Below are 23,624 nucleotides of genomic sequence, written 5' to 3'. Positions count from 1 at the left end.
TGCTCCTGTTCGTGATCGTCGGCGCTCCAACTCCGTCAGATCACGTCGGCGGCACGTTGTCCAGAGCCGTCAGCGGTCCGGCGGGTCGGGTGGGTCGGGCGGGTCCGGCGGGTCGGGCGGGGCGATGGGTCGCCGAATCTTGGTGGTGCGGACGGCGAGGCTCCTGCTTCAACCCCGGCTGAGCCGGTCAATCCGCTCGGATCGGGAGGCGCACGACGAAGCGGGCGCCTCGCTCGGAGTCCTCGATCGTGAGCGTGCCGCGGTGGGCCTGCGCGATCTCGCGGGCGATGGGCAGGCCGAGCCCGGTGCCGCCGGCGTCGCGGTTGCGCGCGGCGTCCAGGCGGGTGAAGCGCTGGAAGACCGTCTCGCGCTGCTCGGGCGTGATGCCCGCGCCGTCGTCGAGCACCTCCAGCACGGCTTCCTCGCCCTGCCGCCGTACGGTGACGACGATCTGCGACTCGGCGTGCCGCTCGGCGTTGTCCAGCAGATTCGTCATGAGGCGGGCCAGCTGGAGCCGGTCGCCCGTGACGGCCACGCCCGGCTCCAGCGTGGTGACGACGTTCTTCGACCGCGGCCTGTCCGTCTCGGCGGTGACCAGCTCGCTCAGCTCCACCCGCTCCCGGGAGCTCGGCGCGCCCGCGTCCAGCCTGGTCAGCGTGAGCAGGTCGGCGACGATGGCCTGGAGCCGGTCCAGGCTGGCCAGCAGCGCCTCGCCCGTCGCATGCCAGTCGGCGTCCCCGGGGTTGAGCAGCGCGTCCTCGACCTGGGCGCGCATCGCCGTGATCGGGCTGCGCAGGTCGTGCGAGGCGTCGCCGGCGAACCTGCGCTGCTGCTCGACCGCCTCCTCCTGCTTCTTCATCGCGGATTCCAGCCGCTCCAGCATCTGGTTTCCGGTCTCGGCGAGCGTTCTGATCTCGTCGTCCACGTTCTCCGGCACGGGCAGGCGTATCCCGCCCCCGCCCGCGGTGATCTCGGCCAGCCTCTTCGTGATGTTGTGGACGGGCGCGAGCGTCCGGGCCACCACGCGTGACACCCCGAACCAGGTCAGCGCGACCAGCAGTGCCGCCACGCCGATCTGGAAGAGGATCACTTGCGGGCTGACGTACCAGGGCACGGCCGGGCCGAAGGCGTAGACGACCCACGCGCCGTCCGGCTGGTAGGCGTGCAGGGCGATCACCAGCTCGCACCGGCCGGGGAACCCGCGCAGGTCGCAGAGCTCGGCGACGTCGTTGGCCGTGTTCCGGTGGGGGATCGCCGTCGTCAGCCGGGGCAGGCCGGCCAGGTTCGGCGTCGAGGAGACGACGCGTCCCGCCGAGTCGATCACCTGGATGCCGTCGAGCCCGTCGGCGGGCACCGTGGGGGGCAGCTGGTTCCGCTTGACCATGAGCAGCACGCGCAGGGCCTGGCTGGACACGTCGTACGCCCGGATGTCGGCGGCCTCGCTCCGGACGCCGAACAGCACGAACGCGCCGACGACGACGTTCAACAGCAACATGGCCAAGCTGGCGAACAGTGCCAGCCGCAACCGCAGCGACCGGCATAGCCGTCTGATCACTCCACACCCCGGTAGTCAGAACATCACATGGAGTGCGTTCACCCCTAATTCAGGGAGATTCCCTCATAAGTCCGACAAGTCGGACTTTTCGGTCGCTTGTCATCGGGTGGCGCGGAACGGGTCGCCGACCGGCAGCCAGACCGCGTCGGCGCTCAGGCCGAGCCCGCCGACGTCACGGGTCAGCGCCTCGACGGCGGCCCGTACGGCCTCGCGGGTCTCGTCGCGCCGGAACACCAGGGCCCAGGTCCAGTACGGCGCCGGGTCGATCACCGGGCGCTGGAGGAGGTCCGGCGGCACCGGGGCGGTCTGGCCCTTCGGCGAGTTGACGACGGGACGGCGCAGCCGACGTACGTGGTCGAAGAAGGCCTGGCCGGTGATGCCGCCGTCGTCGATGCGCACGACGCGGGCCCCGGTGTCGCGGGCGAACTCCTCGGCCCAGCGATTCCACGAGTCCCACGTGGCGGTGTCGGCGTCCACCAGCACCACCGTGTCCTTCGCCGGGACCGCGGACGGGCCGCCCCCGGTGGAGGACCCGGTGGAGGACATGGTGGAGATCGCGAAGAGCCGGTCGGCGCCGATCAGCCGGGCCTCCAGGGCGTGGGCGGCCAGATCGTCGGCCCGCACCCAGCAGACGGCCAGGTCGATGCTGCCGTCGGCGACCCGTCCCGCCTGGGTGTGCGACGGCATGACCCACGCGTCGACGTGCAGCTGCGCGACGCCGGACACGCGGGTGGCCAGGTCGGGCGGGAGCCAGCTGACGTAGCCGAGCCGGACGGGCTCGGTGGCGGCCAGCCCGGCCGCGGAGCGGCGCAGCTCGTCGGCCTGGCCGAGCAGCGCCCGGGCCTGGGGGAGCAGCGCCTGTCCCGAGGGGGTGAGCGCGACCGAGCGGCGGTCCCGGTCGAACAGGCGCACGCCCAAGTCCCGCTCCAGCGCCTTGATCTGCTGGGAGAGCGACGGACCCGCGATGCGCAGCCGGGCCGCGGCACGGCCGAAGTGCAGCTCCTCGGCCACCGCGACGAAGTATCGCAGCTGGCGTAGCTCCATTCGCCCAGGGTAGTGCGCTGATAGGCCCGGCCTAACAGCAGAGAGTGAACCGGTCGTGGCGGGACGGCGCCCATCGGGCGCAGGCTTGAACCATGACCGCGCGGCGCCGGTCGCTGGACCGGCCGCGCTGAGTGAGGGCCTGTGCCGCCGAAATCCTGTGTCGAGGGCTTCGACCACGCACGGCCTCGATCGCCAGGAAAAGAGAGACCATTGAGCACGTATAAAGTCGCTGTGATCACCGGCGCGTCCCAGGGCATCGGTGCCGGGCTGGTGACCGCCTACCGCAAGCTCGGCTACGCGGTCGTCGCGACCTCCCGGTCGATCGCGCCCTCCGACGACGCCATGGTGCGGACCATCGCCGGTGACATCTCCGCCCCGGCAGTCGGCGGGCGCGTCATCGAGCTGGCGATGGACGCGTTCGGCCGGGTCGACACGCTGGTCAACAACGCCGGCGTCTTCGTGTCCAAGCCGTTCACCGAGTACACCGACGAGGACTACGACCTGGTGACGGGCGTCAACCTGCGCGGGTTCTTCGAGATCTCCCAGCGTGCCGTCGAGATCATGCTCGCCCAGGGCGGCGGGCACGTGGTCAACATCACGACCACCCTGGCCGAACAGGCCGACAGCCGCGTGCCGGCCGCGCTGGCGGCGCTGACCAAGGGCGGCCTCAACTCGGTCACCAGGTCGCTGGCGATCGAGTACGCCTCCCGGGGGATCCGGGTCAACGCGGTCGCGCCCGGCGTCATCCGCACGCCGATGCACCCGGCCGAGACGCACGACGTCCTCGCCGGACTGCACCCCGTCGGCCGGATGGGCGAGATCGGCGACATCATCGACGCGATCGTCTATCTCGAGACCGCCCCGTTCGTCACCGGCGAGATCCTGCACGTCGACGGCGGCCAGAGCGCCGGTCACTGAGAGTCCCCGCCGCCGGGGGCGCCGCTCCCGCCGGCCGAACGAAAAGGCGCAGGTTGACCTCCGTACGAGAGCACGGCGGCGAGGCGGCCCAGGCGGATCGGCCCTGGCCGACCGTCGGGCAGGGCGCGGCGGCGCTCGCCGCGATCATGGCCCCGGGCTCTTCGCCTCCCGGCGGGCGCTGCGCCCCTCGCCGGCGATCCTGATCGTGACGCCGGCCCTGATGTCGGTCACGCACCTCGGCGGCCGCTGGTTGTCGCTTTCCCCCACCACCTCGGCCCGCTGCCCCGCCGCGTCCACCGACAGGAGACATCATGACCAGCACCGAGGCCCGCATCCTGCGCTCCGTCCTGGACCGGTGGAAGGCCGCGGTCGACGCCCACGATCCCGAGCGCGCCGCGTCCTGCTTCACCGACGACGCGATCTTCCAGGGGCTGCACCCGTACGGAGTCGGTCCCGGCAGCGTCGCCGAGTACTACGCCGCGCAGCCGATCGGCCTGACCGCCGCGTACACGATCCGGGAGACCCGGCGTCCGGCCGACGACCTCGTCCTCGGCTATCTGAGCGTCGACTTCGGCTTCACCGACCGGCCGACCCTGGCCGTCTACCTCGGCGTCATCGTGCGGCGGACCGATGACGGCTGGCGGATCTGCCACTACCAGGTCTCCCTGCTCCCGTGATCGGCGGCTCGAGAGACGGGCGGGATCATTCGGCGGACCTCTCCGGGACGTTGGTGAGCTTGTCGGGGTTGCTGACGGCGTAGACGTCGCGTACCTGGGAGCCGTCGGGCGTCAGGTCCACGACCATGACGACGTACGGGGCGTCTTTGACGAACAGCACCGCGCAGGGGTCGCCGTTGACCTCCTGGTACCGGATGTCCAGCCCGTCGAGGGGCTGGGCGGCGCGGGTGACGAGCACGCGGGAGACGTTGTCGCGGCCGCGGATGGGGCGCGGGCCGGCGGCGTTCGACTTTCCGCCGCCGTCGGTCCACAGCGTCACGTCCGGCGCCAGCAGCTCCATCAGCCCTTCCAGGTCGCCGCCGAAGGCCGCAGCCACGAACCGCTCGGTCACCTGCCGCTGAAGGCGCGCGTCGACATGGATGCGGGGGCGGCGGGCCTGGACGTGCTCGCGGGCGCGGTGGGCGAGCTGCCGCACGGCGGCGGGGCTGCGGTCGATCATGGTGGCGATCTCGGTGTGGGCGTAGGCGAACACCTCGTGCAGGATGAACACCGCCCGCTCCAGCGGGGTGAGCGTCTCCAGCACCACCAGCAGCGCGAGCGAGAGCGTGTCCGCCCGGACGGCCTGGTCGGCGGCGTCGGGGGAGGTGACGAGGGGTTCGGGCAGCCAGGGCCCGACGTAGGTCTCGCGGCGCCGGCGCAGGGCGGTCTGGTGGGCGAGCGCCTGGTTCACCGCGACGCGTACGAGGTAGGCGCGCGGATGGCCGATCTCCTCGGGATCCCTGGACGCCCAGGCCAGCCAGGTCTCCTGCAGCACGTCCTCGGTGTCGGCGACGCTGCCCAGCATGTTGTAGACGATGGAGAACAGCAGCTCGCGATGGTCGGCGAACACCTGGGTGACATCGGACATCACAGATCCCCCTATACGTGTGACTGCTGCTCTTAAGAGCCCCTGAGAGGGCCGCCGTGTGACATCCCAATATTCCGGTACGCGCCCATTGGGACCTATTTGTGACGGATGACCAGAATCAGGCAACAGTTTGACGTCACTTCAGCCCCTCTCTTCTCAACGTTCACTCGTGCGCTCCAATGTGTCCGCGCGAGAGCAAGCCGCCTTATGGGGGGCTTATGCACATAAGAGAGGACTGCCGATGGCAGCACGAAAGTCACTGGGCGGTTTAGGGGGCCGGGCGCGGCTCGCCCTGGCCGCCTCGATCGCGGCGGTGCTGGTGAGCAGCTTTGTCACCGCCGCGTACGCCGACCCGGGGGCGGCGGAACAGGATCGGGGACGGCCCAGCCCCAGCCCGACGCCGACGGCCACGGCCGCCCCGAGCCCTCCGGCGCTCACCCCCGCCGGGGGCTCGTACCTGGAGGGCACGGCGAAGGTCGCGGCGGTCCCGACCGCGGCCGGTGACAGCGTCGCGAAGCTCGCCATCGACGACACCGCGCTCAACGCCACCCGTACGGTGGGCGTCTCCAAGCTCCGCTTCGACGTGGGCTCGAACTCGACGGAGGCGCAGTACCACAGCTACGTGCTCGTCAACGGCGAGTACCGCAGCGACATCGGCGACTTCGTGAACGAGCGCGCCACCATGGACATCCCGAACGAGCGTCTCGTCAAGGGTGAGAACACCGTCGAGATCGTCGTCGGCACGGTCCAGTCCTCGTGCGGCACCAACTACGACGACTTCGTGCTGTCCGACGTCGGCCTCGAACTCCTCGGCGAGGTCGCGGACGGCGAGGACAACCCGTACACGCTCTCCTTCGGCGACGGCAGCTGCGGCACGAACACCACGCTGCTGACGCGCGCCACGCTCAAGTTCTTCGTCCAGGGCGACCCGCAGGCCACCACGGGCCTCGCCGCGGACGTGGACACCACGACGCTGTCCAACGGCGAGCACACCATCACCGCCACGACCGCGGCCGGCGTGACCGTCAAGAACACCGTGACCGTGAACAACGCCCCGGCCGGGGCGCCGCGCCTGCTGCCCACGGACGGCACGCTCGTGGCGGGCACCAAGCCGGTCTTCGCGAATGTCCCGGCGAACAGCGCGGGCGGCGTCAAGTCCCTCACCGTCGACGGCGAGAAGCCCGTCACGAAGGCCACGCTCGGCAACGGCGCCGCGATGCTCGGTTTCGACGTGGGCGCGGACGGGATCGAGGACAGGTACGACAACTTCCTGCTGGTCAACGGCAAGCGCATCGACCTGGGCGGCACCTGGGCGAGCCGGCGCGTGAGCGTCGCGGTCCCGGCCAAGTTCCTGGTGCCCGGCGACAACACGATCAAGGTCGTCACCGGCGACGCCAAGGACTCCTGCGGCAACAACCGCGACGACTTCACGATCACGAACCTCGAGCTCACCCTCGACGGCGCCACCGTGACCGGCCAGGACGTCAAGCCGTCGTACGAGATGGGCGACGGCACCTGCGGCAGCGTCCAGACCCTCCTGCGCGAGGCCGAGCTGCGCTACAAGATCGACGCTCCGGCGGTGGCCGTCATCGATACGCTCGGCTCGGGCAACGCGACCCTCAGCTTCAACGTGGGCAGCAACTCGATCGAGGCGCGCTACCAGAACTTCCTGCTCGTCAACGGACAGAAGGTCGTGCTCGACGGCGACTTCGTGAGCAAGCGCGTCGACTTCACGATCCCGAACGAGTTCCTGGTGCCCGGCTGGAACACGATCGACTTCGTGGCCGGCACCTTCCCGACGTCGTGCGGCAACAACCGCGACGACTTCGCGATCTCCAACATCGCGCTCACCCCGGCGCAGGGCACGGCGGCCGGCCAGCTGCTGAAGACCTCGTACAGCATGGGCGACGGCAACTGCGGCGACAACGTGAACCCGCTCACCGAGATCGACCTCGAGTTCCTGGTGGACGCCCCGGCCCGCGGCCTGCGCGCCGACCTCGACACCACCGCCGTCAAGGACGGCAAGCACAAGCTCGCCGCCGAGTCGGCCACCGGCGAGGTCGCCACCCGCACCCTGATCACCGACAACTCGGCGCCCAAGGTCGCCAGGAGCGTCCCGGCCGACGGTGAGAAGATCACCGCCACGGTCGTGCTGGACGTCAAGCTGGAGGACGCCTCCGGCGTCGTGTCCGGGCCGGACGTCAAGCTCGACGGCCGGCCGATCGAGCTGGGTGCCCAGGTGGGCCCGGGGCTGCGCGCCGGCACGCACACCCTGGCCGTGACCGGCGCCGACGGGCTCGGCAACACCACGGTCCGCGAGGTCGTGTTCGAGTCCGCGGGCATCCCGGACGTGCCGGCCGAGCTGACCCCGGCGCGGGGGAGCACCGACGTGTCCGACCCCGTCACGCTCTCGGCGAAGGTGGCCGAGCCCGACGGCGGCCAGGTGACGGCGACGTTCAACGAGGCGAAGATCCTCACCCCGGACCAGGCGTACCAGGGCACGGTCCAGTCTCTCCCGACGACCCTGCGGGTGCCGGGCGAGAAGCGCGTCAAGACCGACGAGCTCGAGCCCGCCGACGGCAGGACGCTGGACGCGCCCTCCGGGCAGGACCTCGTCTACCAGCGCTACGACGTCGAGGTACAGGGTCACGTGGACTCCCCGGTCCTGCGCTGGGAGGGCGTCATCGACCCCGAACGCCTGGCGGGGCTGCGCGCGTGGAACACCAAGTCGAAGGCATGGGACCTGCTGACGAGCGCCCGCGGCGTCGCCGAGGCCAAGACCGTCCTGTCGGCCGTCGTCGACGACGACTACATCGACCGGAACCAGGTCCACGTCATGGTGACGGGCGAGGACCCGTTCGCCGACGACATCGAGCCCGGTGACCCCAACGGCTTCGCCGACCCCTCCACCTACGACTTCTCGATCGTCCACTACACCGACACGCAGTACATCTCCGAGGGCGCGGTGGAGCAGGAGACGGCCGAGGAGCGCGCGGTGTGGGAGTCCGCCTACGCCGGCATCGTCAACTGGATCAAGGACAACAAGGACCAGCGCAAGATCTCGTACGTCGCCCACACCGGCGACATCATCGAGAACAACATCCGCAAGCCCGCCGACGAGGCCACGCAGAAGCAGGTCGTCGGCGAGATGGAGGTGTCCTCCAGGCAGCAGAAGGTGCTGGACGACGCGGGCATCCCGAACGGCGTGATCGCCGGCAACCACGACAACCAGTCCGGCACCGAGAACGGGCCGGAGGCGATCTACAACCAGTACTACGGCCCCGGCCGGTACGAGGGAGCCTCGCAGGGCTGGCAGCACGCCAAGTACGGCGGCCCGTGGAAGGAAGGCGACAACCAGAACCACTTCGACCTGTTCTCCGCAGGCGGGCTGGACTTCGTCGTGGTCGGCCTGTCGTACGGCGTGACGAGGGAGGAGGCCGAGTGGGCCGACTCCGTCTTCAAGAAGTTCCCCAACCGCAACGGCATCCTGCTCTCGCACGACTACCTCGTGCCGAGCACCAACCCCGACGGCCGCGGCGCCGGCTTCGCGGCTCCCGACGGCTCGATGCTGTACAAGACGGTGGTCGAGAAGAACCCCAACGTCTTCCTCATCCTCGCCGGCCACGAGCACGGCGTGGGCACCAACGTGAAGCCGAAGGTGGGCCAGGTCGGCAACGGCGTCGTCGAACTCCTGGCGGACTACCAGTTCTACACGGTGTCGGCCGACCGGCTCGGGCTGACCGCGATCGGCGGGTACAACCCGCAGGACCAGCTCCAGTTCGGCGCGAGCTTCTTCCGGCTGCTGCAGTTCAACGTCAAGCGGGCGGAGCTGAGCGTGGACACCTTCTCCCCGCTGCTCAACGAGTTCGGCGCCAACGAGTACGACCCGCTGCGCCGTTACAACGGGCTTGAGGACAACATGGTGCTGCCGGTCGACCTCACCTCCCGTACGACGACCTTCCAGACCGACTCGCTGGCGATCTACAAGCCGACGCGGATCATCGGTAAGAGCAAGGTCACGTCGGGCCAGGTCGCCTCGGTGACCTGGAAGCGCCTCAAGGACGACACGGCCTACGCCTGGTTCGTCACGGCGCGCTCCGCCGGCGGCGGCGTGACCGCCTCCGAGCCGAGCGTCTTCGTCACCAAGGACGAGCACGGCCGCCCCGGCAAGTGGGGACCGGACTCGCCCATGTACCACTGGTTCAACCGCTGACCCAATCCCCGCCGCCCCCGGACCCCGGTCCGGGGGCGGCACTCATCCCTGACATGGAGAGACGAGACATGCCCCGCATGCGCTGGCTGTCCGCCGTCGTCCTCGCCCTGGTCCTCGGCGGTGTGCTGGCCGACCTGGCGCGTCCCGCCCCGGCGGCGGCGCACGACGCGACCACGACCGCCCACGCCGAGGTGACCGGCACGGGCCTGGACGTCAAGGCCGTGCTCGACCTCGAGTACGACCTCCTCATGAAGTCGGCCTGGCTCTACGCCGAGGCCTACGACGCCAAGGAGCGGGCCGAACAGCTCCGCCAGCTCAAGATCAACCGCGACGCGGTGACCGACTATGTCACGCGTCGCTTCGCCGTGACGTACGCCGGCAAGCCGTGCACCCCCACCCCCGTCGGCGACGCGGACATCCGCGTGCGCGGCAAGGCGGCCTTCGCCGTGCTCACCTTCGCCTACGCCTGCCAGGGCCCGAGCGGGGGAGCGCACGCGATCTCCAGCGCGCTCTTCCCCGACGCCGAGAGCTTCGTCCACAGCACGAAGACGATGGTCCGGTACGAGCTCGACGGCGAGACGGGCTCCGCCGTCCTGGAGGCCACGGCGCCGACGGTGACGGTCGGCGCGCACCGGGCGTCGAGCCAGATCTGGGAGTTCTTCCTGCTCGGCGTGGAGCACCTGCTGTTCGGCCTCGACCACATCTTCTTCCTGCTGGCCCTGGTCATCGGGGCCCGCCGCCTGCGCGACGTCGTCGTCACGGCCACCGCCTTCACCGTCGCCCACAGCATCACGTTCCTGCTGGCGGCGATGGGGGTCGTGGACGTTCCCGGAGCGATCGTCGAGCCGGTCATCGCGGTGTCGATCATCGTCGTGGCGGTCGCGAACCTCCTGGGTCGCGACGAGGACCGGCTGGGCAGGTGGCGGCTGCCGATCGTCTTCGCCTTCGGCCTGATCCACGGGCTGGGCTTCGCGGGCGCGCTGGACATCAAGGAGAGCGGGTCCTGGGGGCTGCTCCTGTCGCTCCTGAGCTTCAACCTCGGCATCGAGGCCACGCAACTCGTGATCGTCGCCGTGCTCTTCCCGCTGCTGGCGCTGCTGCGCCGCACGTCCGCGGCCCGCTGGGCGGTGGTCGCGATCTCCGTCCCCATCGTGGCGGTCAGCCTGTACTGGTTCTTCGACCGCATCCCGCTGCCGCTCTGACGGTTCTGCCTTACCTGCGAGGTAATCGACGCCCTTACGTGCGCGCGAAAGGATGTCGTCCATGAGGCCGCCGGGACGGCGGCCCGCTGACGAAGGAGACCGCCATGAGCGCGTACGCCCTTGCCCACCTGCGTCCTACGGCGGAGCCGATCGAGCAGGCGCGCGAGTGGTACGACTCGCCTGCCTACCAGGACATCCTGCGCCTGCGTGCCGATCACATCCCCGGTGACCTGGTGCTGGTGGACGGCACGGAGCCGGACCACGACTCGGCGGCGATGGCGGCCGCGATGCGGGCGGCGGCGAACCGGTGAGGTCGCGCCAAAGGTGAACGCGGCATGCACGGTTTGTTAGTAAACGCGTCATTTGGTGCCTCTACCGTGCCGGGCATGAAACGCATCCCTCTGGCGGTAGGTGCCGCCGCGCTGGCCGTGAGCCTCGCCGCCGCGACCGGCCCCGCGTCCTACGCCACCGCCGTCACGCCGGACGGCGCGGGCCGGGCCACGCTGACCGGGTTCGCCTCGCTCCCCGCGCAGACCTTCGTGCCCGGCAGCGAGCCGTCCGGTTCCCAGATCGGTACGGCCCCGATCAACGGGGTGACCCCGCCCTTCTCCGGCCAGCCGATCCAGGGGTTCAGCGGCATCGTCCGTCGCGGTGACGGCACGTTCGAGGTCCTGTCCGACAACGGGTACGGCGGCAAGGCCAACAGCGCCGACTTCCTCCTGCGCGTCCACCGCGTCAAGCCGGACTTCCGCGCGGGCACCGTGAACGTGCTCGGCGGGTTCAACCTGTCCGACTCCGACGGCCGGGTGTCCTGGCCGCTGACCAGGGCCGACCGCAGGCTCACCGGCGCCGACTTCGACGTGGAGTCGATCGTGCGGGCCGACGACGGCACGTACTGGATCGGCGACGAGTTCGGCCCGTTCCTGCTGCACTTCTCCGCGCGGGGCACGCTGCTCGAAGCCCCGATCGAGCTGCCGGGCGTCAAGGCGCCCGAGAACCCCACGCTGAACGGCGCCACCCCGAACCTGGCCGGCAGCAAGGGCTTCGAGGGCATGGCCCGCTCCGCCGACGGGCGGCGGCTGTACCCGCTGCTGGAGGGCACGGTCAACGGCGACCCGGCGGGCACGCTGCGGCTGAACGAGTTCGACGTCCGCAGGCGCGCCTACACCGGCAAGCGGTGGACGTACCGGCTGGACAGCCCGGCCAACGCGATCGGCGACGCCATCTCGGTGGACGAGAACCGCTTCCTGATCATCGAGCGGGACAACAACCAGGGCGACGCGGCCGCGCTCAAGCGCGTCTACCTGGCCGACAGGCGCGACCGCGACCACGACGGCGCCATGGACAAGACCCTGGCCGCCGACCTGCTGAACCTGGCCAACCCCAAGGGGCTCGGCGGGTTCGGGGAGACGTTCCGCTTCCCGTTCCAGACCATCGAGGACGTCGTCATCCTGGATGACCGCACGATCGGGATCCTCAACGACAACAACTTCCCGTTCTCGTCGGGACGCACGCCGGGCCGGCCGGACAACGACGAGTTCATCACCGTCCGCCTGCCCTGGCGCCTGCACGCCCGCTGACGAGCCCTGGCATCGCCCGCCCCGTCCCCCAGATCAGGCCGAGGTCACGTGGCTCGGCTGGGACGGCCGGCGGGCGAGCCAGGTGGTCGGATGCCGGCGGATCTGGTCGATCGAGGTCAGGGCGGCGCCGATGACGGCGGCGTCCGGGCCCAGCAGGGCGGGCCGGAGCGTGATGGGCGCCCAGGCGGCGGTCAGGACGCGCCGGTCGATCTCGGCTCGGGCGTTCGTGGTGAGCCAGGACGCCAGGAGGGAGAAGCTGCCGCCCAGCAGCACGGTGTCGATGTCGAGGATGTTGAGCATGTCGGCCAGCGCGATGCCCAGCGCGGTGCCGGCCGCGTCGAGGGCGGCGATGGTCGCGGGGTGGCCCGCCTCGGCCCGGCCGGTGGCGGCGGCGTCGGGGGTGGTGCCGGCCGGCGGGGGCTCGTCGCCGAGGACGGCCTGCAGGCTGGCGTAGGTCTGCAGGCAGCCGCGCGAGCCGCACGGGCAGGCGTTGCCGTCGGGATAGACCGTCACGTGCCCGAGCTCGCCGCTCCAGCCGCGGGCGCCGCGCATGAGCTGCCCGTCCAGGACGATGCCGGCGCCGATGCCGAGCCCGCCGGAGACGTACACGAAGCTGTCGAGGGTGTTGTCGCTGGCGTAGAGCTCGCCGAGAGCGGCCAGGTTGGCCTCGTTGTCGACGGTGATCGGCAGGTCGAGCGGCAGGTCGAGCGGCTGGATGGCGTCGCGCAGCAGCGCCTGGGCGTCGACGTCGCGCCAGCCGAGCTCGGGCGCGGACTGCACGATGCCCGCTTGCACGGGGCCGGGGACGGCGAGGGTGGTGGTGAGGACGGTGAGGTCCTCGGCGGCGGTGGCCTCGACGGCGGCCCGGGCCATCCGGGCCAGCTCGGCGAGCACGTCGGGAGCGCTCCAGCCGGAGTAGGCCGCGGGGGTGAAGGCCAGATGGCGGACGGTGCCGGTGAGGTCGACGACGCAGGCCGCCAGGCCGTCCGCGCGGATGTCTAGCCCGAGCCCGGCCGGTCCTTTCTCGGACAGCGTCAGGCCGACGCGGGGCCGCCCCGCGCGTCCGTTGTGCGACAGTCCGGCCTCGGTGATGAGCTGGCCGGCCAGGAGCTCCTCGGCGATGCGGGTGATGGTGGGGCGGGTCAGCCCGGTGATCGAGGCGAGCTCGGTGCGGGAGATGGGGCGCGCCGCGGCGAGGATGTGGCGGAAGACCAGCTCCAGGTTGAGCGTGCGCAGGTTTTCCTGCCGTACGGGCTCTTCGGACTGGCGGGGCCTGCTCGGCCGGATGTGCGCGGTCATGCGGCCGACCGGGCGGTGGCGGCGAGCTCGGCGGCGCTGGCGGCGGAGACGACGCCGTCGATCACCACGGTGACGACGTGCCGGTCGACAGTCTCGCCGGGCGCCAGCACGAGCGGCTCGTCCCAGGCCGGCGACGAGCAGACGCCGAGGTAGTCGCGGGCGCGGACGAACCACCTGTCCCGCGCGGTGGCCTCGTCCGCCGGGGTGAAGAGCGTCGTCCAGGGGCGGCCGTCGCGGTCGCCTCCGGTGACGGCCACCCAGTCGGCGGCGTGTCCGTGGACGCGCTGGACGTCGGCGCCGTGCGGGCTGAGCACCTGCGCGGCACCGGCGAAGGCGGGGCCGCGCCAGAAGATGCCGCCGTAGCCGGCGCCGACCCGGCCCAGCGCGGCCGGGGTGCGCCACGGCAGCGGCCCGCCGGTGGCGTTGGTGAGCCGGGTGCGGATGCTCAGCGACCAGGCGGTCTCGTTCACCGACCGGCAGGTGATCGAGCGTTGCTCCCGCAACAGCGTCGCCTGGCGCGGGTCGGTCCATTCGAGGGTGTGCCGCAGCTCGGTGTTCGTGCGGCGCAGCCAGCGCTGATGGCGCTGCGTGCCGTGGTTGTCCAGCCAGGCCGGCCCGTGGCCGGCGACGAAGGTGCGCCCGCCCCAGAAGTTGCGCCCGTCGACGTCGGGGGCGGCCACGCTGATGCCGAACTGGTGGGGATGCGAGTCGGGCGCCGCGTCGGTGACGGTGACGCCGCCGAGCGTGCGCACCGGATGGAGGTAGGGGCGCGGGGACGCCGACAGCGGCAGGTCGGGCTCCCACACGTACTCGGCGACGTCGTGCCCGCGCAGCCGCAGCACGGCGACTCCGCGCGGCCGGTCGGTGCGCGCGGGAGGTACGCCGGGAGCGTGCATGGTCGTATCGCCGCCTCTCTGGGCCTCGACGGGGCCGAGGGTCTCTCCCCAGGGTCGCTGTGCTTCTTGAGCGTACGGCACTTCCCGGTTTCCCCAGTTTCGAGATCGGCGGGCGTACAGGGCGCGTCCCGGCGGCGTCACGTGGGACGGGGCACCGAGGCCAGCGGCAGCCCGAGGTCGTCGAGGCGGACGGCCTCCCCGGTGCGCAACGACGCGTTGCCCGCGACGCCGACCAGGACGCTCGCGGCGCCGTCGAGGAACCCGGCCTGCCGGCGCAGCGGGTCGCCGGACGCGCCGCGGAACACCTCGTCGAGCAGCATCGTGTCGCCGCCCCCGTGCCCTCCGCCACCTTCGGGGATCGGCACCGAACGGGCGGGCTCCCAGTGCCGCTGGAGGAGGAGCCGCGCGCCCCGGCGGCGCGGCTGCTCCGGCCCGCCGTCCTGGCCGCCGTCCGCGGCGCGGGCGTCCACGGCGGTGGCGGCGGCGATGGCCGCGCTGGTGGCGACGGGCTCGACGTGCGTGCGCTCGACCACGTCGAGCTCGACGCGCCCGCCGGTGCCGTTGATCGCCACGCGGTACCCCTCCCAGGGGCTGTGCGCGTTCAGCGTGTACGACATCGACGCGCCGCGGCGGTAGCCGACGACGACGTTGAGGTTGTCCTCGATCGTGATGCCGTCGGAGAACACGTCGCGGTCGCGGATGTAGCCGTCCAGGTGCTCGCCGTCCCGGTAGAGCAGCCGCAGCCGGTCGTCGGCGGCGATGTCGAGCGCGAAGGGGTCGCCCGGCCCGGCGGCGTCCCTGCTGCGCTCCGGGCGCGGCCCGAGCCCCCGCCTACGGGCGTTGTCCGAGCCGTAGAACCGCAGGCCGCCGCGGGCGTACACGGTCTCCGGCAGGTCGGCGAGCCACCAGTTGACCAGGTCGAAATGGTGGCTCGCCTTGTGCACCAGCAGGCCGCCGGAGACGCTCTTGTCGCGGTGCCACCGGCGGAAGTAGTCGGCGCCGTGCACGGTGTCCAGGCACCATTCGAAGGTCAGGGAGGTGACCTCGCCGATGGCGCCCTCGGCGATGAGCCGGCGCACCAGGGCGTTCCTGGGCGAGTACCGGTAGTTGTGGGTGAGGATCAGGCTCGCGGTCCCGGCGGCGAGCGCGTCGCTGATCTGCCGTAGTCCGGCGACGTCCACGGTCAGCGGCTTCTCCGACACCACGTCCGCTCCCTCGCGCAGCGCCTGGCTGATGTAGGCGGCGTGGGTGGCGTCGGGCGAGGTGACCACCACCACGTCCGGCCGCTCCCGGGCGAGCAGGCGGCCGAAGTCGCCGGGCTCGTAGTGCGCGATCCGCAGGTCGGGCCGGGTCTCGCCGACGAGGCGGTCGTAGTACGACATGCGTACCTCGTTGGTGTCGCAGAACGCCACCGGGTGGCCGGCGTCGGCGTACGGGCCGAGCAGCGCCCCCAGGTACATGCGGGCACGTGAACCGGTGCCGACGAAGGCGTAGCGGCGAGGTCGGGCCATGCGTGCGATCCCCTATTTCAGGCCGGTGGTGGCGATGCCCTTGACCAGGTATTTCTGGCCTGCGATGAAGAACCCGATGACGGGCGCGAGCGACAGGAACGACATGGCGAACATCTGCCCCCACTGCGACTGCCCCTCGGAGTCGATGAACTGCCGCAGGGCCAGCGGCACGGTGTACAGCTCCGAGTCGGTCAGGTAGATCAGCGGGCCGAAGAACTCGTTCCACACCGAGATGAACGTGAAGATCGCCGTGGTGGCGAACGCCGGCATGCACAGCGGCATGATCACTTTCCAGAAGGTGCGGAACGGCCCGCAGCCGTCGATGCGGGCGGCGTCGTCGAGCTCCTTGGGCAGGGCGCGCATGAACTGCACCATCAGGAAGATGTAGAACGCGTTCGTGGCCAGGAAGTTGGGCACGAGCAGCGGGTAGTAGGTGTTGAGCCACCCCAGCTTGGCGAAGACGATGTACTGCGGCACCAGGAGCACGTGGCCGGGCAGCATCATGGTGCCGAGCATCAGGGTGAAGAACAGTTTGCGGCCGGTGAACTTCAGGCGGGCGAAGCCGTACGCGGCCAGCGAGCAGGACACCAGGTTGCCGATGATGCTCAGCACGACGATCACGAACGAGTTGGCGAGGTAGACGCTGAACGGCTGCTCCAGGGCGGTCCACCCGTCCAGGTAATTGGCCGGGTTCCACTCGGAGGGCCACAGCGACAGGTCGGTGAAGATCAACCGGTCCGGTTTGAGCGAGCTGGAGATCAGCCACGCCAGCGGGTACATCATGACCGCGCCGGCCACGCAGAGCAGCACGTGCTTGGCGTACCGGGAACGGCGGGTCCGGCCCACGCGCTCGACGAAACTTTCCTCAGTTGTCATAGAAGACCCAATACTTCGCGGCCAGGAAGTTGATCGCGGTGAACGCGGCGATGATCACCAGCAGCATCCAGGCCATGGCCGAGGCGTAGCCCATGTTGAACTGCGAGAAGCCCTGCTGGTACAGGTACAGGTTGTAGAAGAGCGTGGAGTTGGCCGGCCCGCCGGTGCCGCCGCTCATGACGAATCCCTGGGTGAAGGTCTGGAACGACGAGATCAGGGACTGGATCAGGTTGAAGAAGATGATCGGGCTCAGCAGCGGCAGCGTGATCGAGCGGAACTGCCGCCAGCGCGAGGCGCCGTCGATGGCGGCGGCCTCGTAGTACATGCCCGGGATCTGCCGCAGCCCGGCCAGGAAGATCACCATGGGGGAGCCGAACGTCCAGATGTGCAGAACGATGAGCGTGGTGAGGGCGTAGTCGGGGTCGGTCGTCCAGCCGGGCCCGTCGATGCCGAACCAGCCGAGGAACGCGTTCACGACGCCGTCGAGGCCGAAGATGTAGCGCCACAGCAGGACGATCGCGACGCTGCCGCCGAGCAGGGAAGGCAGGTAGAACACCGCCCGGTAGACGGACAGGCCCCGGACGCCGCGGTTGAGCAGCATGGCCACCCCCAGCGCCGCCGCCAGCGACAGCGGCACCGACACGAACGTGTAGACGAAGGTGACCTTCAGCGACTGGTGCAGCACCGGGTCGCGGAGCATCTCCGCGAAGTTGTCCAGCCCGATCCACTTCGGCGCGTTGAGGAGGTTGTAGTCGGTGAACGCCAGATAGAGCGAGGCGAAGAACGGGATGACGGTGAAGAGCATCCCGATGAACCACGGCAGCAGGAAGAGGTATCCGGCCCGGTCCTGGGGCGGCCTGGCCGGCCGTCCGCGCCGCGGCCCGGCGGACGCGCCCGCGCCGGCGACCGGCCGGTCCAGGACCGGCGCGCCTTTCGCCCTGCTCACCCGCCGAGCGCCTTCCTGCCCGCGTCGAGGAACGCCGCGGCGCCCTGCCGCGGCGTCTGGCGCCTGAACTCGACCTCGGTGGCGATCGACTGCATGCCGGCGGCGATGCTGCTCGAACCCGGCGGGTAGGTGTAGGAGCGCGGCAGCTGCTCCTTCTGCAGCCCGATGAGGTAGTCGGTGGCGACCTGGTCGTCGGGCGGCAGGCTCGGCCTGACCTCGGCCGCCACCTTCGCGTTGGCGGGCACGCCGCGGGTCGTGCCGGTCGCCCTGGAGGCGTCCGGGTCGTTGATGAGGAAGTTGAGCAGCTTCAGCGTCTCGGCCGGGTGTTTCGACTGCGCAGCGACCGACCACAGGGCGGGGGTGTCGATCGACTGGCCGCGCCGCTTCTCGGTGGTCTCGCCGGGCATGCGGAGCAGCACGAGGTTGCCCCCGGCGGCGGCGTTGTAGCCCAGGAAGTTGTTGGTGGGGATGATCTGCGACGCGATCGCGCCCTTGGCCAGGTACGACTGCTGGGGCGAGCCTCCCACGTTCTCGAAGAACCCGGCCGGCGGGAACCCGCCGTCGGCCCGCATGGCCTGGAACATCTCGAACCAGGCGACGAGGGTGGCCTCGCTGATGCCGAGCTTGCCGTCGGGGGTGTAGAAGTCCTCGCCGCGCTGGCGGGTGAACACGATGAGGTTGGCCAGGGTGTACGCCTCGAACCCGGTGCCGTACACCTTCTTGCCGCTGGCCTTGCTGATCTCGCGGGCGAAGGCGGCCAGGTCCTGCCAGCTCCAGGTGTCGCCGTCCGGGATCTTCACGCCGTACTTCTCGGTCAGCGTCCTGTTGACGACGAAGCCGATGCTGTTCAGGCCGGAGGGCACGCCGAAGCTCTTGTCCCCGACGATCGCGAGCGCCCGCGCGCTCTCGCTCAGCCCGGAGAGGTCGATCGCGCCGGCGTGCTGGTTGAGGTCGAGCAGCGCGCCGCGGTCGGCGTACTCGCGCAGGCTGTCCATGCGCATCATCATCAGGTCCGGCGGGTTGCCGGCGGCGAAGCGCGTGGCCAGCTTGTCCTTGTACGGGCCGCTGTCCTGGTACTCGGTCTTCACCGTGACGCCGGGGTTCTTCTTCTTGAACACATCCAGCGCGGCCTGCGTCTTCTGCGCCCGGGAGGCGTCGCCCCACCAGACCATGTTCAGCTGGACGCCGCCACCGGATCCGTCGCCGCCCCCGCCGAAGCCCCGGCCGCACGCCGTCAGGCCGAGACCGAGGCCGGACAGCCCGGCCAGCTTCACCAGGTTCCGGCGGCTTAACGACATCGGGGCCATTCGAGCGGATCGAGGGGTCATCTGGGCGCGGTCCCTTCGGGAGGGCGCCGGCGAGCCGGCGACAAGACGTCCTGGGGGGATAAGGGGCGTGTGCGTACGGCAGTCGGGAGCACTGGACGGGGACGCCGCCCGCGCGGCGGCCGTACGCGCTTGAAACGGCGGCGACCTGCGGAAGCAGGCCGCTCATCCGAAGTTGAAGGTCACGTTACGTCGGCATTTCTAGTTACGTCAACCCATGAAACAAATAGGGGGACGGTCTGCTCCGGCCGTGCGCGTGGTTCGGCATCCGTGAGATAATGCTCTTCATCGGAGCCCTCTCGGCCTCGGGCGCAGCCCAGGCGAGAGGGTTTTTTCATGCCCGCCCTCACTCGTGACCCGCGGCGGGCGCCTGCCCTTCACCTCATCAAGGAGCGTCCCCATGGACCTTGGTCTGACCTGCCCGCGTTTCCTCTGGCCCGGCGGCGACGCCGCCATCGCCGGTAAGTTCGCCGCTGTCGCCCGCGGCGCCGACCGGGCGGGGCTGCGCAGCCTGTGGGTGATGGACCACTTCTTCCAGATCCCCAACTTCGGCGCCGCCGAGGACCCGATGCTGGAGGCGTACGGGGCGCTGTCCTACGCCGCCGCGCTCACGAGCCGGGTCACCCTGGGCACCCTCGTGACCGGCGCTGCCTACCGCGCGCCCGGCCTGCTGATCAAGCAGGTCAGCACCCTGGACGCGCTCTCCGGCGGCCGTGCCGTCCTCGGCATCGGCGCCGGCTGGTACGAGCCCGAGGCCCGCGGTCTCGGGCTGCCCTTCCCGCCGCTGGCCGAACGGTTCGAACGGCTGGAGGAGACCCTCCAGATCGCCCGGCAGATGTGGAGCGACCGGGACGAGCCCTACCGGGGCCGGCACCACATCCTGGAACGTACGCTCAACGCGCCGCAGGCCGACCCGCCCATCCTCATCGGCGGCAGCGGGGAGAAGAAGACCCTCCGCCTCGTCGCCCAGTACGCCGACGCCTGCAACTTCCTGCACGGCGCCGACGTCCGGCACAAGCTCGGCGTGCTGCGCGCCCACTGCGAACGGCTGGGCCGGCCCTACGAGGACATCGAGAAGACCCTCCACATGCGCATCCCCGAGGGCGAAAGCGTCGAGCGGAGTGTTCGGCGCTGCGCCGAGCTCGCCGCCCTGGGCATCGACCACGTCATCGTCGCGGTGCCCGACCCCGCCACCGACGCGTGGCAGGCCCATCTGGCCGAGCTCGCCGCGCGGATATCCGCCATTATCCCATTCGGCCGTAAAGGGAGTGATTTTTGATGAACAACCGCCGACCTCGCCAAAAGCCAATATCCATCGAAGCGGAGAATCGTCCGCGATGAATATCGGGCCCGCGTAGCATGGAACGGTGGTTTTCCGGGTGCGGCCGAGGTCCGTCTCATGAACGCGGAAGGCGTGGCCCTCCTGGTGACCGCGTCGATCAACTTCGTCACGCTGCTCTTCGTCGCGCTCCAGACGAGGGCGCTGACGAGGCAGACCAGACTGGTGGCCGCGAATCTCGAGTACGGCACCCACCAGCGGCTCATCGACTACCTCAACGAGATCAACACCATGATCATCGACAATGACCGCGTTCGGGAGATATTCGCGGACATCGATTTCATCGGCGACAGCGTCCGACGGAATCCGGAAATATCCGTGCAGAACATCGCCCTCGCCTGGTCGATATTCAATCGCTACGAGGCCGCCCACACCGGATACCGGCTCGGCGTCATCAAGGACGACGACTGGGAGATCTGGCTGCGACGAATCAGGAAGGACCTCAAGATCCCCTTCATCCGCGCGGTGTGGCTGCAGGACATGCAGAACTTCGACTACCGCAAGGACTTCAGGGACCTGATCAACGACCTCCTGTAGGCGGCCCCGGTGTTGACTGTGAGCCATGTCACCAGTCAGGGCGGGTGAAGGGAGCAGAACGCCACGTTTGACACCAAAACCTGACTCGCCTCCCTCGCGGATTGCGATAACTTGTGTACGGAATGATCACGAATGGAGGCCGTGGCATGCCGGAGCAAGGCGGTGGCGGTGGGATGGGGATCGACGTCACCAGGCCGAGCGTCGCCCGTATGTACGACTACTACCTCGGAGGGAAAGACAACTTCGAGATCGACCGTGAGGCCGTACGGCAGGTCGAGAAGGCGATGCCCGAGATCCGTGAGCTGGCCCAGGAGAACCGGGCGTTCCTGCGCCGCGCGGTGCGCTACATGGCCCGGCGGGGGATCCGGCAGTTCATCGACATCGGCTCAGGCCTGCCCACCGTGGGCAACACGCACGAGATCGCGCAGCAGATCATCCCGGACGCCCGCGTGGTGTACGTCGACAACGACCCGGTCGTGCTGCAGCACGGCCGGGCGCTCCTGGCGACCGACAAGAACACCACCGTGGCCGCCGCCGACATGCGCCGCCCGGCCGACGTCCTCGGGCATCCGGAGACGGTCAAGCTCATCGACTTCAACGAGCCGGTCGGCGTGCTGATGATCGCCATGGTGCACTTCCTCACCCTGGAGGAACGCGGCTCCGTCATGGGCCAGCTGCGCCACGCCCTGGTCTCCGGCAGCCACCTCACGGCCACCCACGTCACCGGCGACGGCCATTCGGCGGACGCGGTCGCCCAGATCGAGGCGGTGTACGCGGCCACGCCGACGCCGATCTACTTCCGCGACCACAAGGACGTGACGGGCTTCTTCGACGGGTTCGACCTGGTGGACCCCGGTGTGGTCACCATCGACACCTGGCACCCCGACCCGGCCGACCCGGCTCCCGCCGCCACGCGGTGGCTGTACGGGGGCGTCGGGCGCAAGCCCTGAGGGCTCAACGACGCTCGGCCCCGGCCGCGAGCAGGCGTTTGCCGAGACGCTGGGCAGGAGCCTCGATCAGCCGGTAGGTCGTGGCGCTGAGCGGGATCAGGACGAGGAAGTACAGCACCGGGTCCGGGATCACGTGCAGCAGGATCGGGTGCAGCAGGTAGACGGAGAAGCTGATCATGCCGAGCCAGGGCAGCCAGCGCGGGAACGTCCGCCGGCGCAGCGCGAACGCCAGCGCGAAGGCGCCGAACGCCAGCGTGATCGCCGGTGCCCAGCCGGGATCGTCCTTGGCGGGGAGCCCGCAGACCAGCACCACCGCCACCGCGACGGCCGCCGTGCGCCAGGGGACGGCTCCCCGCTCGGCCCGGTACACCGCCGTCCCCGCGAACATCGTCGCCAGGATGATCACGCCCTGCCAGGTCCCGCCCCGGCTGCCCAGGATCACCAGCCCGAGCCCGAGGAGACCGCCCGCGACCGCGGCGGCCGTACGGACCTTGCCGCGTCCGAGGGCGGTCACCACGATGGCCGCGACGACCGCGACGGGGAGCAGCGTGGCGGCCAGGTCGTCCTGGCCGCCGAGCATCGTCTGCGGCACCAGCAGCCCCAGCCCCACGGCCACCGGCGCGAGGACGACGGCGATCTCCGCTGACCTGCCCGCCTGCCGGACCTGGAACAGCGCGACGCTGATCAGGTAGAACGCCATCTCGTACGAGAGCGTCCACGTCACGCTGATGAGGGGCGGCAGGTTGAGCAACTCCTGCAGCATGGTCAGGTTGCCGAGCGCGACCACGGGGACGGGCCGGTCGGCCAGCCGGGGTTCGAGGGGGAGCACGCCTGCCTGGGCGAGGAGGAGCACCAGGCCGCAGACGCTGATCAGCAGGGGGAGGAGGCGGAAGGCCCGCCCGGTCCAGAAGGCCCGCACGTCGCCGCGCCGCTCCAGGGAGGCGGGGATGATGTACCCGCTGACCAGGAAGAACACGAACACGCCGAAGGCGCCGAAGTCGATCCGGCGGTCCACCTCCGCCCAGAGGCCCGGAGCGAAGGTCCAGCCGGCATGGTGCAGCGTGACGGCCAGCGCTGCCGGTCCCCGCAGGGCGTCCAGCCAGGCCAGCCGGGCGGGGGCCGAGAACATCTGCCGGAGTCTAGGCCATCCGGGATCGTCGACGAGCCACGTCCCGGCTCAGGGGCCTCGCGGGCGGCGTGAATGTACCGGATGCGGGGGTAGGGGGCGCTCATAGTCCGAAGAAACGGGGAAACGTTCATGAGCCGCATCGCAGAATGGCTGAAGAAGGCGGAGAACCTGGCCAGAGGGCATTCCAAGCAGGCCGACCAGGTGGTGGATCGCGCCGAGCAGTACGCGAAGGAGCGGACCGGCCACAAGTACGACGAGCAGATCTCGAAGGGCGCGGACGCGTTGCAGGAGCGGTACGGCGGCGGCGAGAAGCAGCCGTCCGATCGGGACGAGGAGAACAAGGACCAGAGGCGCGAGGGCTGAACGGCGGACGGCCTCCGCGCCGTCCCCGTTCACGACGCCTTTCCACCAACCCCCGTGGACCCTGTCGAACGCGTAGGGCTCCAGCAGGTCCAGGGCGCGGCGCACGACGTGCGGACGCTCCGGGATGTAGTCGGGGTGGCTGTACATGAAGCTCACCCAGCGCTGGTCCTGGACGACCTGGAGGATGTCAAGGACGAAGTGTGCAGCACCTGGCAGGCCCGGTCGCATGCGGCCGGCCTGTCGCCGGGCCTGTACGGTGATCGCATGTTGCGTCCTGGAAGCTGGTCCAGGCCTGCGGGTGAAAGTCCCGTCCGGGTAAGCATCGGAGCGCCCGGTAGCAGGCCCCGGCCCGTCATG

Annotated in this window: 20 protein-coding genes; 10 read left to right on the top strand and 10 right to left on the bottom strand. The window is 70.3% G+C overall.

Annotated features, from left to right (window positions below):
• Positions 1–187: 187 nt before the first annotated feature.
• Both ACIBQ1_RS23115 and ACIBQ1_RS23110 read right to left on the bottom strand, forming a co-directional pair.
• Positions 188–1,555: a sensor histidine kinase gene (locus tag ACIBQ1_RS23115; protein WP_397280395.1), complete on the bottom strand. Its 1,368-nt coding sequence runs from the start codon at positions 1,553–1,555 to the stop codon at positions 188–190.
• A gap of 99 nt (positions 1,556–1,654) precedes the next feature.
• Positions 1,655–2,599: a LysR family transcriptional regulator gene (locus ACIBQ1_RS23110; RefSeq protein WP_397280394.1), complete on the bottom strand. Its 945-nt coding sequence runs from the start codon at positions 2,597–2,599 to the stop codon at positions 1,655–1,657.
• 210 nt (positions 2,600–2,809) lie between these two features.
• Between ACIBQ1_RS23110 and ACIBQ1_RS23105 the strand changes: the two genes are divergently transcribed.
• Together ACIBQ1_RS23105 and ACIBQ1_RS23100 are read left to right on the top strand one after the other, a co-directional pair.
• On the top strand, positions 2,810–3,517 hold the full coding sequence (locus tag ACIBQ1_RS23105) for an SDR family NAD(P)-dependent oxidoreductase (RefSeq protein WP_397280392.1): 708 nt from the start codon (positions 2,810–2,812) through the stop codon (positions 3,515–3,517).
• 311 nt (positions 3,518–3,828) lie between these two features.
• A complete protein-coding gene (locus ACIBQ1_RS23100) occupies positions 3,829–4,194 on the top strand; it encodes a YybH family protein (protein WP_397280391.1) in 366 nt (121 codons plus the stop codon).
• Between the two features lie 25 nt (positions 4,195–4,219).
• On the opposite strand, the gene ACIBQ1_RS23095 is transcribed toward ACIBQ1_RS23100, so the two are convergent.
• The gene (locus ACIBQ1_RS23095; RefSeq protein ID WP_397280389.1) at positions 4,220–5,101 is read right to left on the bottom strand and encodes an RNA polymerase sigma-70 factor; all 882 of its coding nucleotides are present in this window, start codon (positions 5,099–5,101) and stop codon (positions 4,220–4,222) included.
• A 241-nt stretch (positions 5,102–5,342) separates the two neighbouring features.
• Here ACIBQ1_RS23095 and ACIBQ1_RS23090 point away from each other — a divergent pair, with 241 nt between their 5' ends.
• The 4 genes from ACIBQ1_RS23090 to ACIBQ1_RS23075 all read left to right on the top strand — a co-directional run bounded on the left by ACIBQ1_RS23090 (position 5,343) and on the right by ACIBQ1_RS23075 (position 12,096).
• The gene (locus ACIBQ1_RS23090) at positions 5,343–9,314 is read left to right on the top strand and encodes a metallophosphoesterase (protein WP_397280388.1); all 3,972 of its coding nucleotides are present in this window, start codon (positions 5,343–5,345) and stop codon (positions 9,312–9,314) included.
• Between the two features lie 68 nt (positions 9,315–9,382).
• Positions 9,383–10,516, top strand: a complete 1,134-nt coding sequence (locus ACIBQ1_RS23085) for a HupE/UreJ family protein (RefSeq protein WP_397280385.1) — start codon at positions 9,383–9,385, stop codon at positions 10,514–10,516.
• A 104-nt stretch (positions 10,517–10,620) separates the two neighbouring features.
• Positions 10,621–10,827, top strand: a complete 207-nt coding sequence (locus ACIBQ1_RS23080) for a DUF1330 domain-containing protein (RefSeq protein WP_397280384.1) — start codon at positions 10,621–10,623, stop codon at positions 10,825–10,827.
• Between the two features lie 75 nt (positions 10,828–10,902).
• Positions 10,903–12,096: an esterase-like activity of phytase family protein gene (locus ACIBQ1_RS23075; protein ID WP_397280382.1), complete on the top strand. Its 1,194-nt coding sequence runs from the start codon at positions 10,903–10,905 to the stop codon at positions 12,094–12,096.
• A gap of 33 nt (positions 12,097–12,129) precedes the next feature.
• Here the strand turns inward: ACIBQ1_RS23075 and ACIBQ1_RS23070 are convergent, their stop codons facing one another.
• The 6 genes from ACIBQ1_RS23070 to ACIBQ1_RS23045 all read right to left on the bottom strand — a co-directional run bounded on the left by ACIBQ1_RS23070 (position 12,130) and on the right by ACIBQ1_RS23045 (position 18,922).
• Positions 12,130–13,395 (bottom strand): ROK family protein, encoded by a 1,266-nt coding sequence (locus ACIBQ1_RS23070; RefSeq protein WP_397280381.1) that lies wholly within the window; start codon positions 13,393–13,395, stop codon positions 12,130–12,132.
• Complete coding sequence (locus ACIBQ1_RS23065) at positions 13,392–14,291, bottom strand: PmoA family protein (RefSeq protein ID WP_397280379.1); 900 nt, start codon at positions 14,289–14,291, stop codon at positions 13,392–13,394. Before ACIBQ1_RS23065 ends, ACIBQ1_RS23070 begins: the two co-directional genes overlap by 4 nt.
• A 137-nt stretch (positions 14,292–14,428) precedes the next feature.
• Complete coding sequence (locus ACIBQ1_RS23060; protein WP_397280377.1) at positions 14,429–15,802, bottom strand: Gfo/Idh/MocA family protein; 1,374 nt, start codon at positions 15,800–15,802, stop codon at positions 14,429–14,431.
• Between the two features lie 12 nt (positions 15,803–15,814).
• Positions 15,815–16,678 carry a carbohydrate ABC transporter permease gene (locus tag ACIBQ1_RS23055; RefSeq protein WP_397280375.1) on the bottom strand — a complete coding sequence of 288 codons (864 nt, stop codon included), beginning with the start codon at positions 16,676–16,678 and terminating at the stop codon, positions 15,815–15,817.
• Entirely contained in the window at positions 16,668–17,597 is a 930-nt protein-coding gene (locus ACIBQ1_RS23050; RefSeq protein ID WP_397280949.1) for a carbohydrate ABC transporter permease, read from the bottom strand. Before ACIBQ1_RS23050 ends, ACIBQ1_RS23055 begins: the two co-directional genes overlap by 11 nt.
• A 23-nt stretch (positions 17,598–17,620) precedes the next feature.
• On the bottom strand, positions 17,621–18,922 hold the full coding sequence (locus tag ACIBQ1_RS23045; RefSeq protein WP_397280373.1) for an ABC transporter substrate-binding protein: 1,302 nt from the start codon (positions 18,920–18,922) through the stop codon (positions 17,621–17,623).
• 427 nt (positions 18,923–19,349) lie between these two features.
• Here ACIBQ1_RS23045 and ACIBQ1_RS23040 point away from each other — a divergent pair, with 427 nt between their 5' ends.
• From ACIBQ1_RS23040 to ACIBQ1_RS23030, 3 genes are all read left to right on the top strand, one after another.
• Positions 19,350–20,228, top strand: a complete 879-nt coding sequence (locus tag ACIBQ1_RS23040; protein WP_397280372.1) for an LLM class F420-dependent oxidoreductase — start codon at positions 19,350–19,352, stop codon at positions 20,226–20,228.
• Positions 20,229–20,348: 120 nt separating this feature from the next.
• Entirely contained in the window at positions 20,349–20,825 is a 477-nt protein-coding gene (locus tag ACIBQ1_RS23035; protein ID WP_397280370.1) for a hypothetical protein, read from the top strand.
• A gap of 146 nt (positions 20,826–20,971) precedes the next feature.
• Entirely contained in the window at positions 20,972–21,775 is an 804-nt protein-coding gene (locus tag ACIBQ1_RS23030; RefSeq protein WP_397280369.1) for an SAM-dependent methyltransferase, read from the top strand.
• Positions 21,776–21,779: 4 nt separating this feature from the next.
• On the opposite strand, the gene ACIBQ1_RS23025 is transcribed toward ACIBQ1_RS23030, so the two are convergent.
• Positions 21,780–22,904, bottom strand: coding sequence for an acyltransferase family protein (locus tag ACIBQ1_RS23025; protein WP_397280368.1), 1,125 nt, complete (start codon positions 22,902–22,904; stop codon positions 21,780–21,782).
• A gap of 129 nt (positions 22,905–23,033) precedes the next feature.
• Here ACIBQ1_RS23025 and ACIBQ1_RS23020 point away from each other — a divergent pair, with 129 nt between their 5' ends.
• The gene (locus ACIBQ1_RS23020; protein ID WP_397280366.1) at positions 23,034–23,267 is read left to right on the top strand and encodes an antitoxin; all 234 of its coding nucleotides are present in this window, start codon (positions 23,034–23,036) and stop codon (positions 23,265–23,267) included.
• The last annotated feature ends 357 nt before the right edge of the window (positions 23,268–23,624 follow it).

Source organism: Nonomuraea sp. NPDC050153 (genome assembly GCF_044460125.1).
Lineage (GTDB): Bacteria > Actinomycetota > Actinomycetes > Streptosporangiales > Streptosporangiaceae > Nonomuraea.
The sequence above is the reverse complement of the archived record's forward strand: the minus strand, read 5'-3'. Positions and strand labels throughout refer to the sequence as shown.

Coding starts and splice junctions, on each gene's coding strand:
- ACIBQ1_RS23110 (WP_397280394.1), bottom strand. CDS start 2,599: ATGGAGCTACGCCAGCTGCGATACTTCGTCGCGGTGGCCGAGGAGCTG.
- ACIBQ1_RS23100 (WP_397280391.1), top strand. CDS start 3,829: ATGACCAGCACCGAGGCCCGCATCCTGCGCTCCGTCCTGGACCGGTGG.
- ACIBQ1_RS23095 (WP_397280389.1), bottom strand. CDS start 5,101: ATGTCCGATGTCACCCAGGTGTTCGCCGACCATCGCGAGCTGCTGTTC.
- ACIBQ1_RS23090 (WP_397280388.1), top strand. CDS start 5,343: ATGGCAGCACGAAAGTCACTGGGCGGTTTAGGGGGCCGGGCGCGGCTC.
- ACIBQ1_RS23085 (WP_397280385.1), top strand. CDS start 9,383: ATGCCCCGCATGCGCTGGCTGTCCGCCGTCGTCCTCGCCCTGGTCCTC.
- ACIBQ1_RS23080 (WP_397280384.1), top strand. CDS start 10,621: ATGAGCGCGTACGCCCTTGCCCACCTGCGTCCTACGGCGGAGCCGATC.
- ACIBQ1_RS23075 (WP_397280382.1), top strand. CDS start 10,903: ATGAAACGCATCCCTCTGGCGGTAGGTGCCGCCGCGCTGGCCGTGAGC.
- ACIBQ1_RS23070 (WP_397280381.1), bottom strand. CDS start 13,395: ATGACCGCGCACATCCGGCCGAGCAGGCCCCGCCAGTCCGAAGAGCCC.
- ACIBQ1_RS23065 (WP_397280379.1), bottom strand. CDS start 14,291: ATGCACGCTCCCGGCGTACCTCCCGCGCGCACCGACCGGCCGCGCGGA.
- ACIBQ1_RS23060 (WP_397280377.1), bottom strand. CDS start 15,802: ATGGCCCGACCTCGCCGCTACGCCTTCGTCGGCACCGGTTCACGTGCC.
- ACIBQ1_RS23055 (WP_397280375.1), bottom strand. CDS start 16,678: ATGACAACTGAGGAAAGTTTCGTCGAGCGCGTGGGCCGGACCCGCCGT.
- ACIBQ1_RS23045 (WP_397280373.1), bottom strand. CDS start 18,922: ATGTCGTTAAGCCGCCGGAACCTGGTGAAGCTGGCCGGGCTGTCCGGC.
- ACIBQ1_RS23040 (WP_397280372.1), top strand. CDS start 19,350: ATGGACCTTGGTCTGACCTGCCCGCGTTTCCTCTGGCCCGGCGGCGAC.
- ACIBQ1_RS23035 (WP_397280370.1), top strand. CDS start 20,349: ATGAACGCGGAAGGCGTGGCCCTCCTGGTGACCGCGTCGATCAACTTC.
- ACIBQ1_RS23030 (WP_397280369.1), top strand. CDS start 20,972: ATGCCGGAGCAAGGCGGTGGCGGTGGGATGGGGATCGACGTCACCAGG.
- ACIBQ1_RS23025 (WP_397280368.1), bottom strand. CDS start 22,904: ATGTTCTCGGCCCCCGCCCGGCTGGCCTGGCTGGACGCCCTGCGGGGA.
- ACIBQ1_RS23020 (WP_397280366.1), top strand. CDS start 23,034: ATGAGCCGCATCGCAGAATGGCTGAAGAAGGCGGAGAACCTGGCCAGA.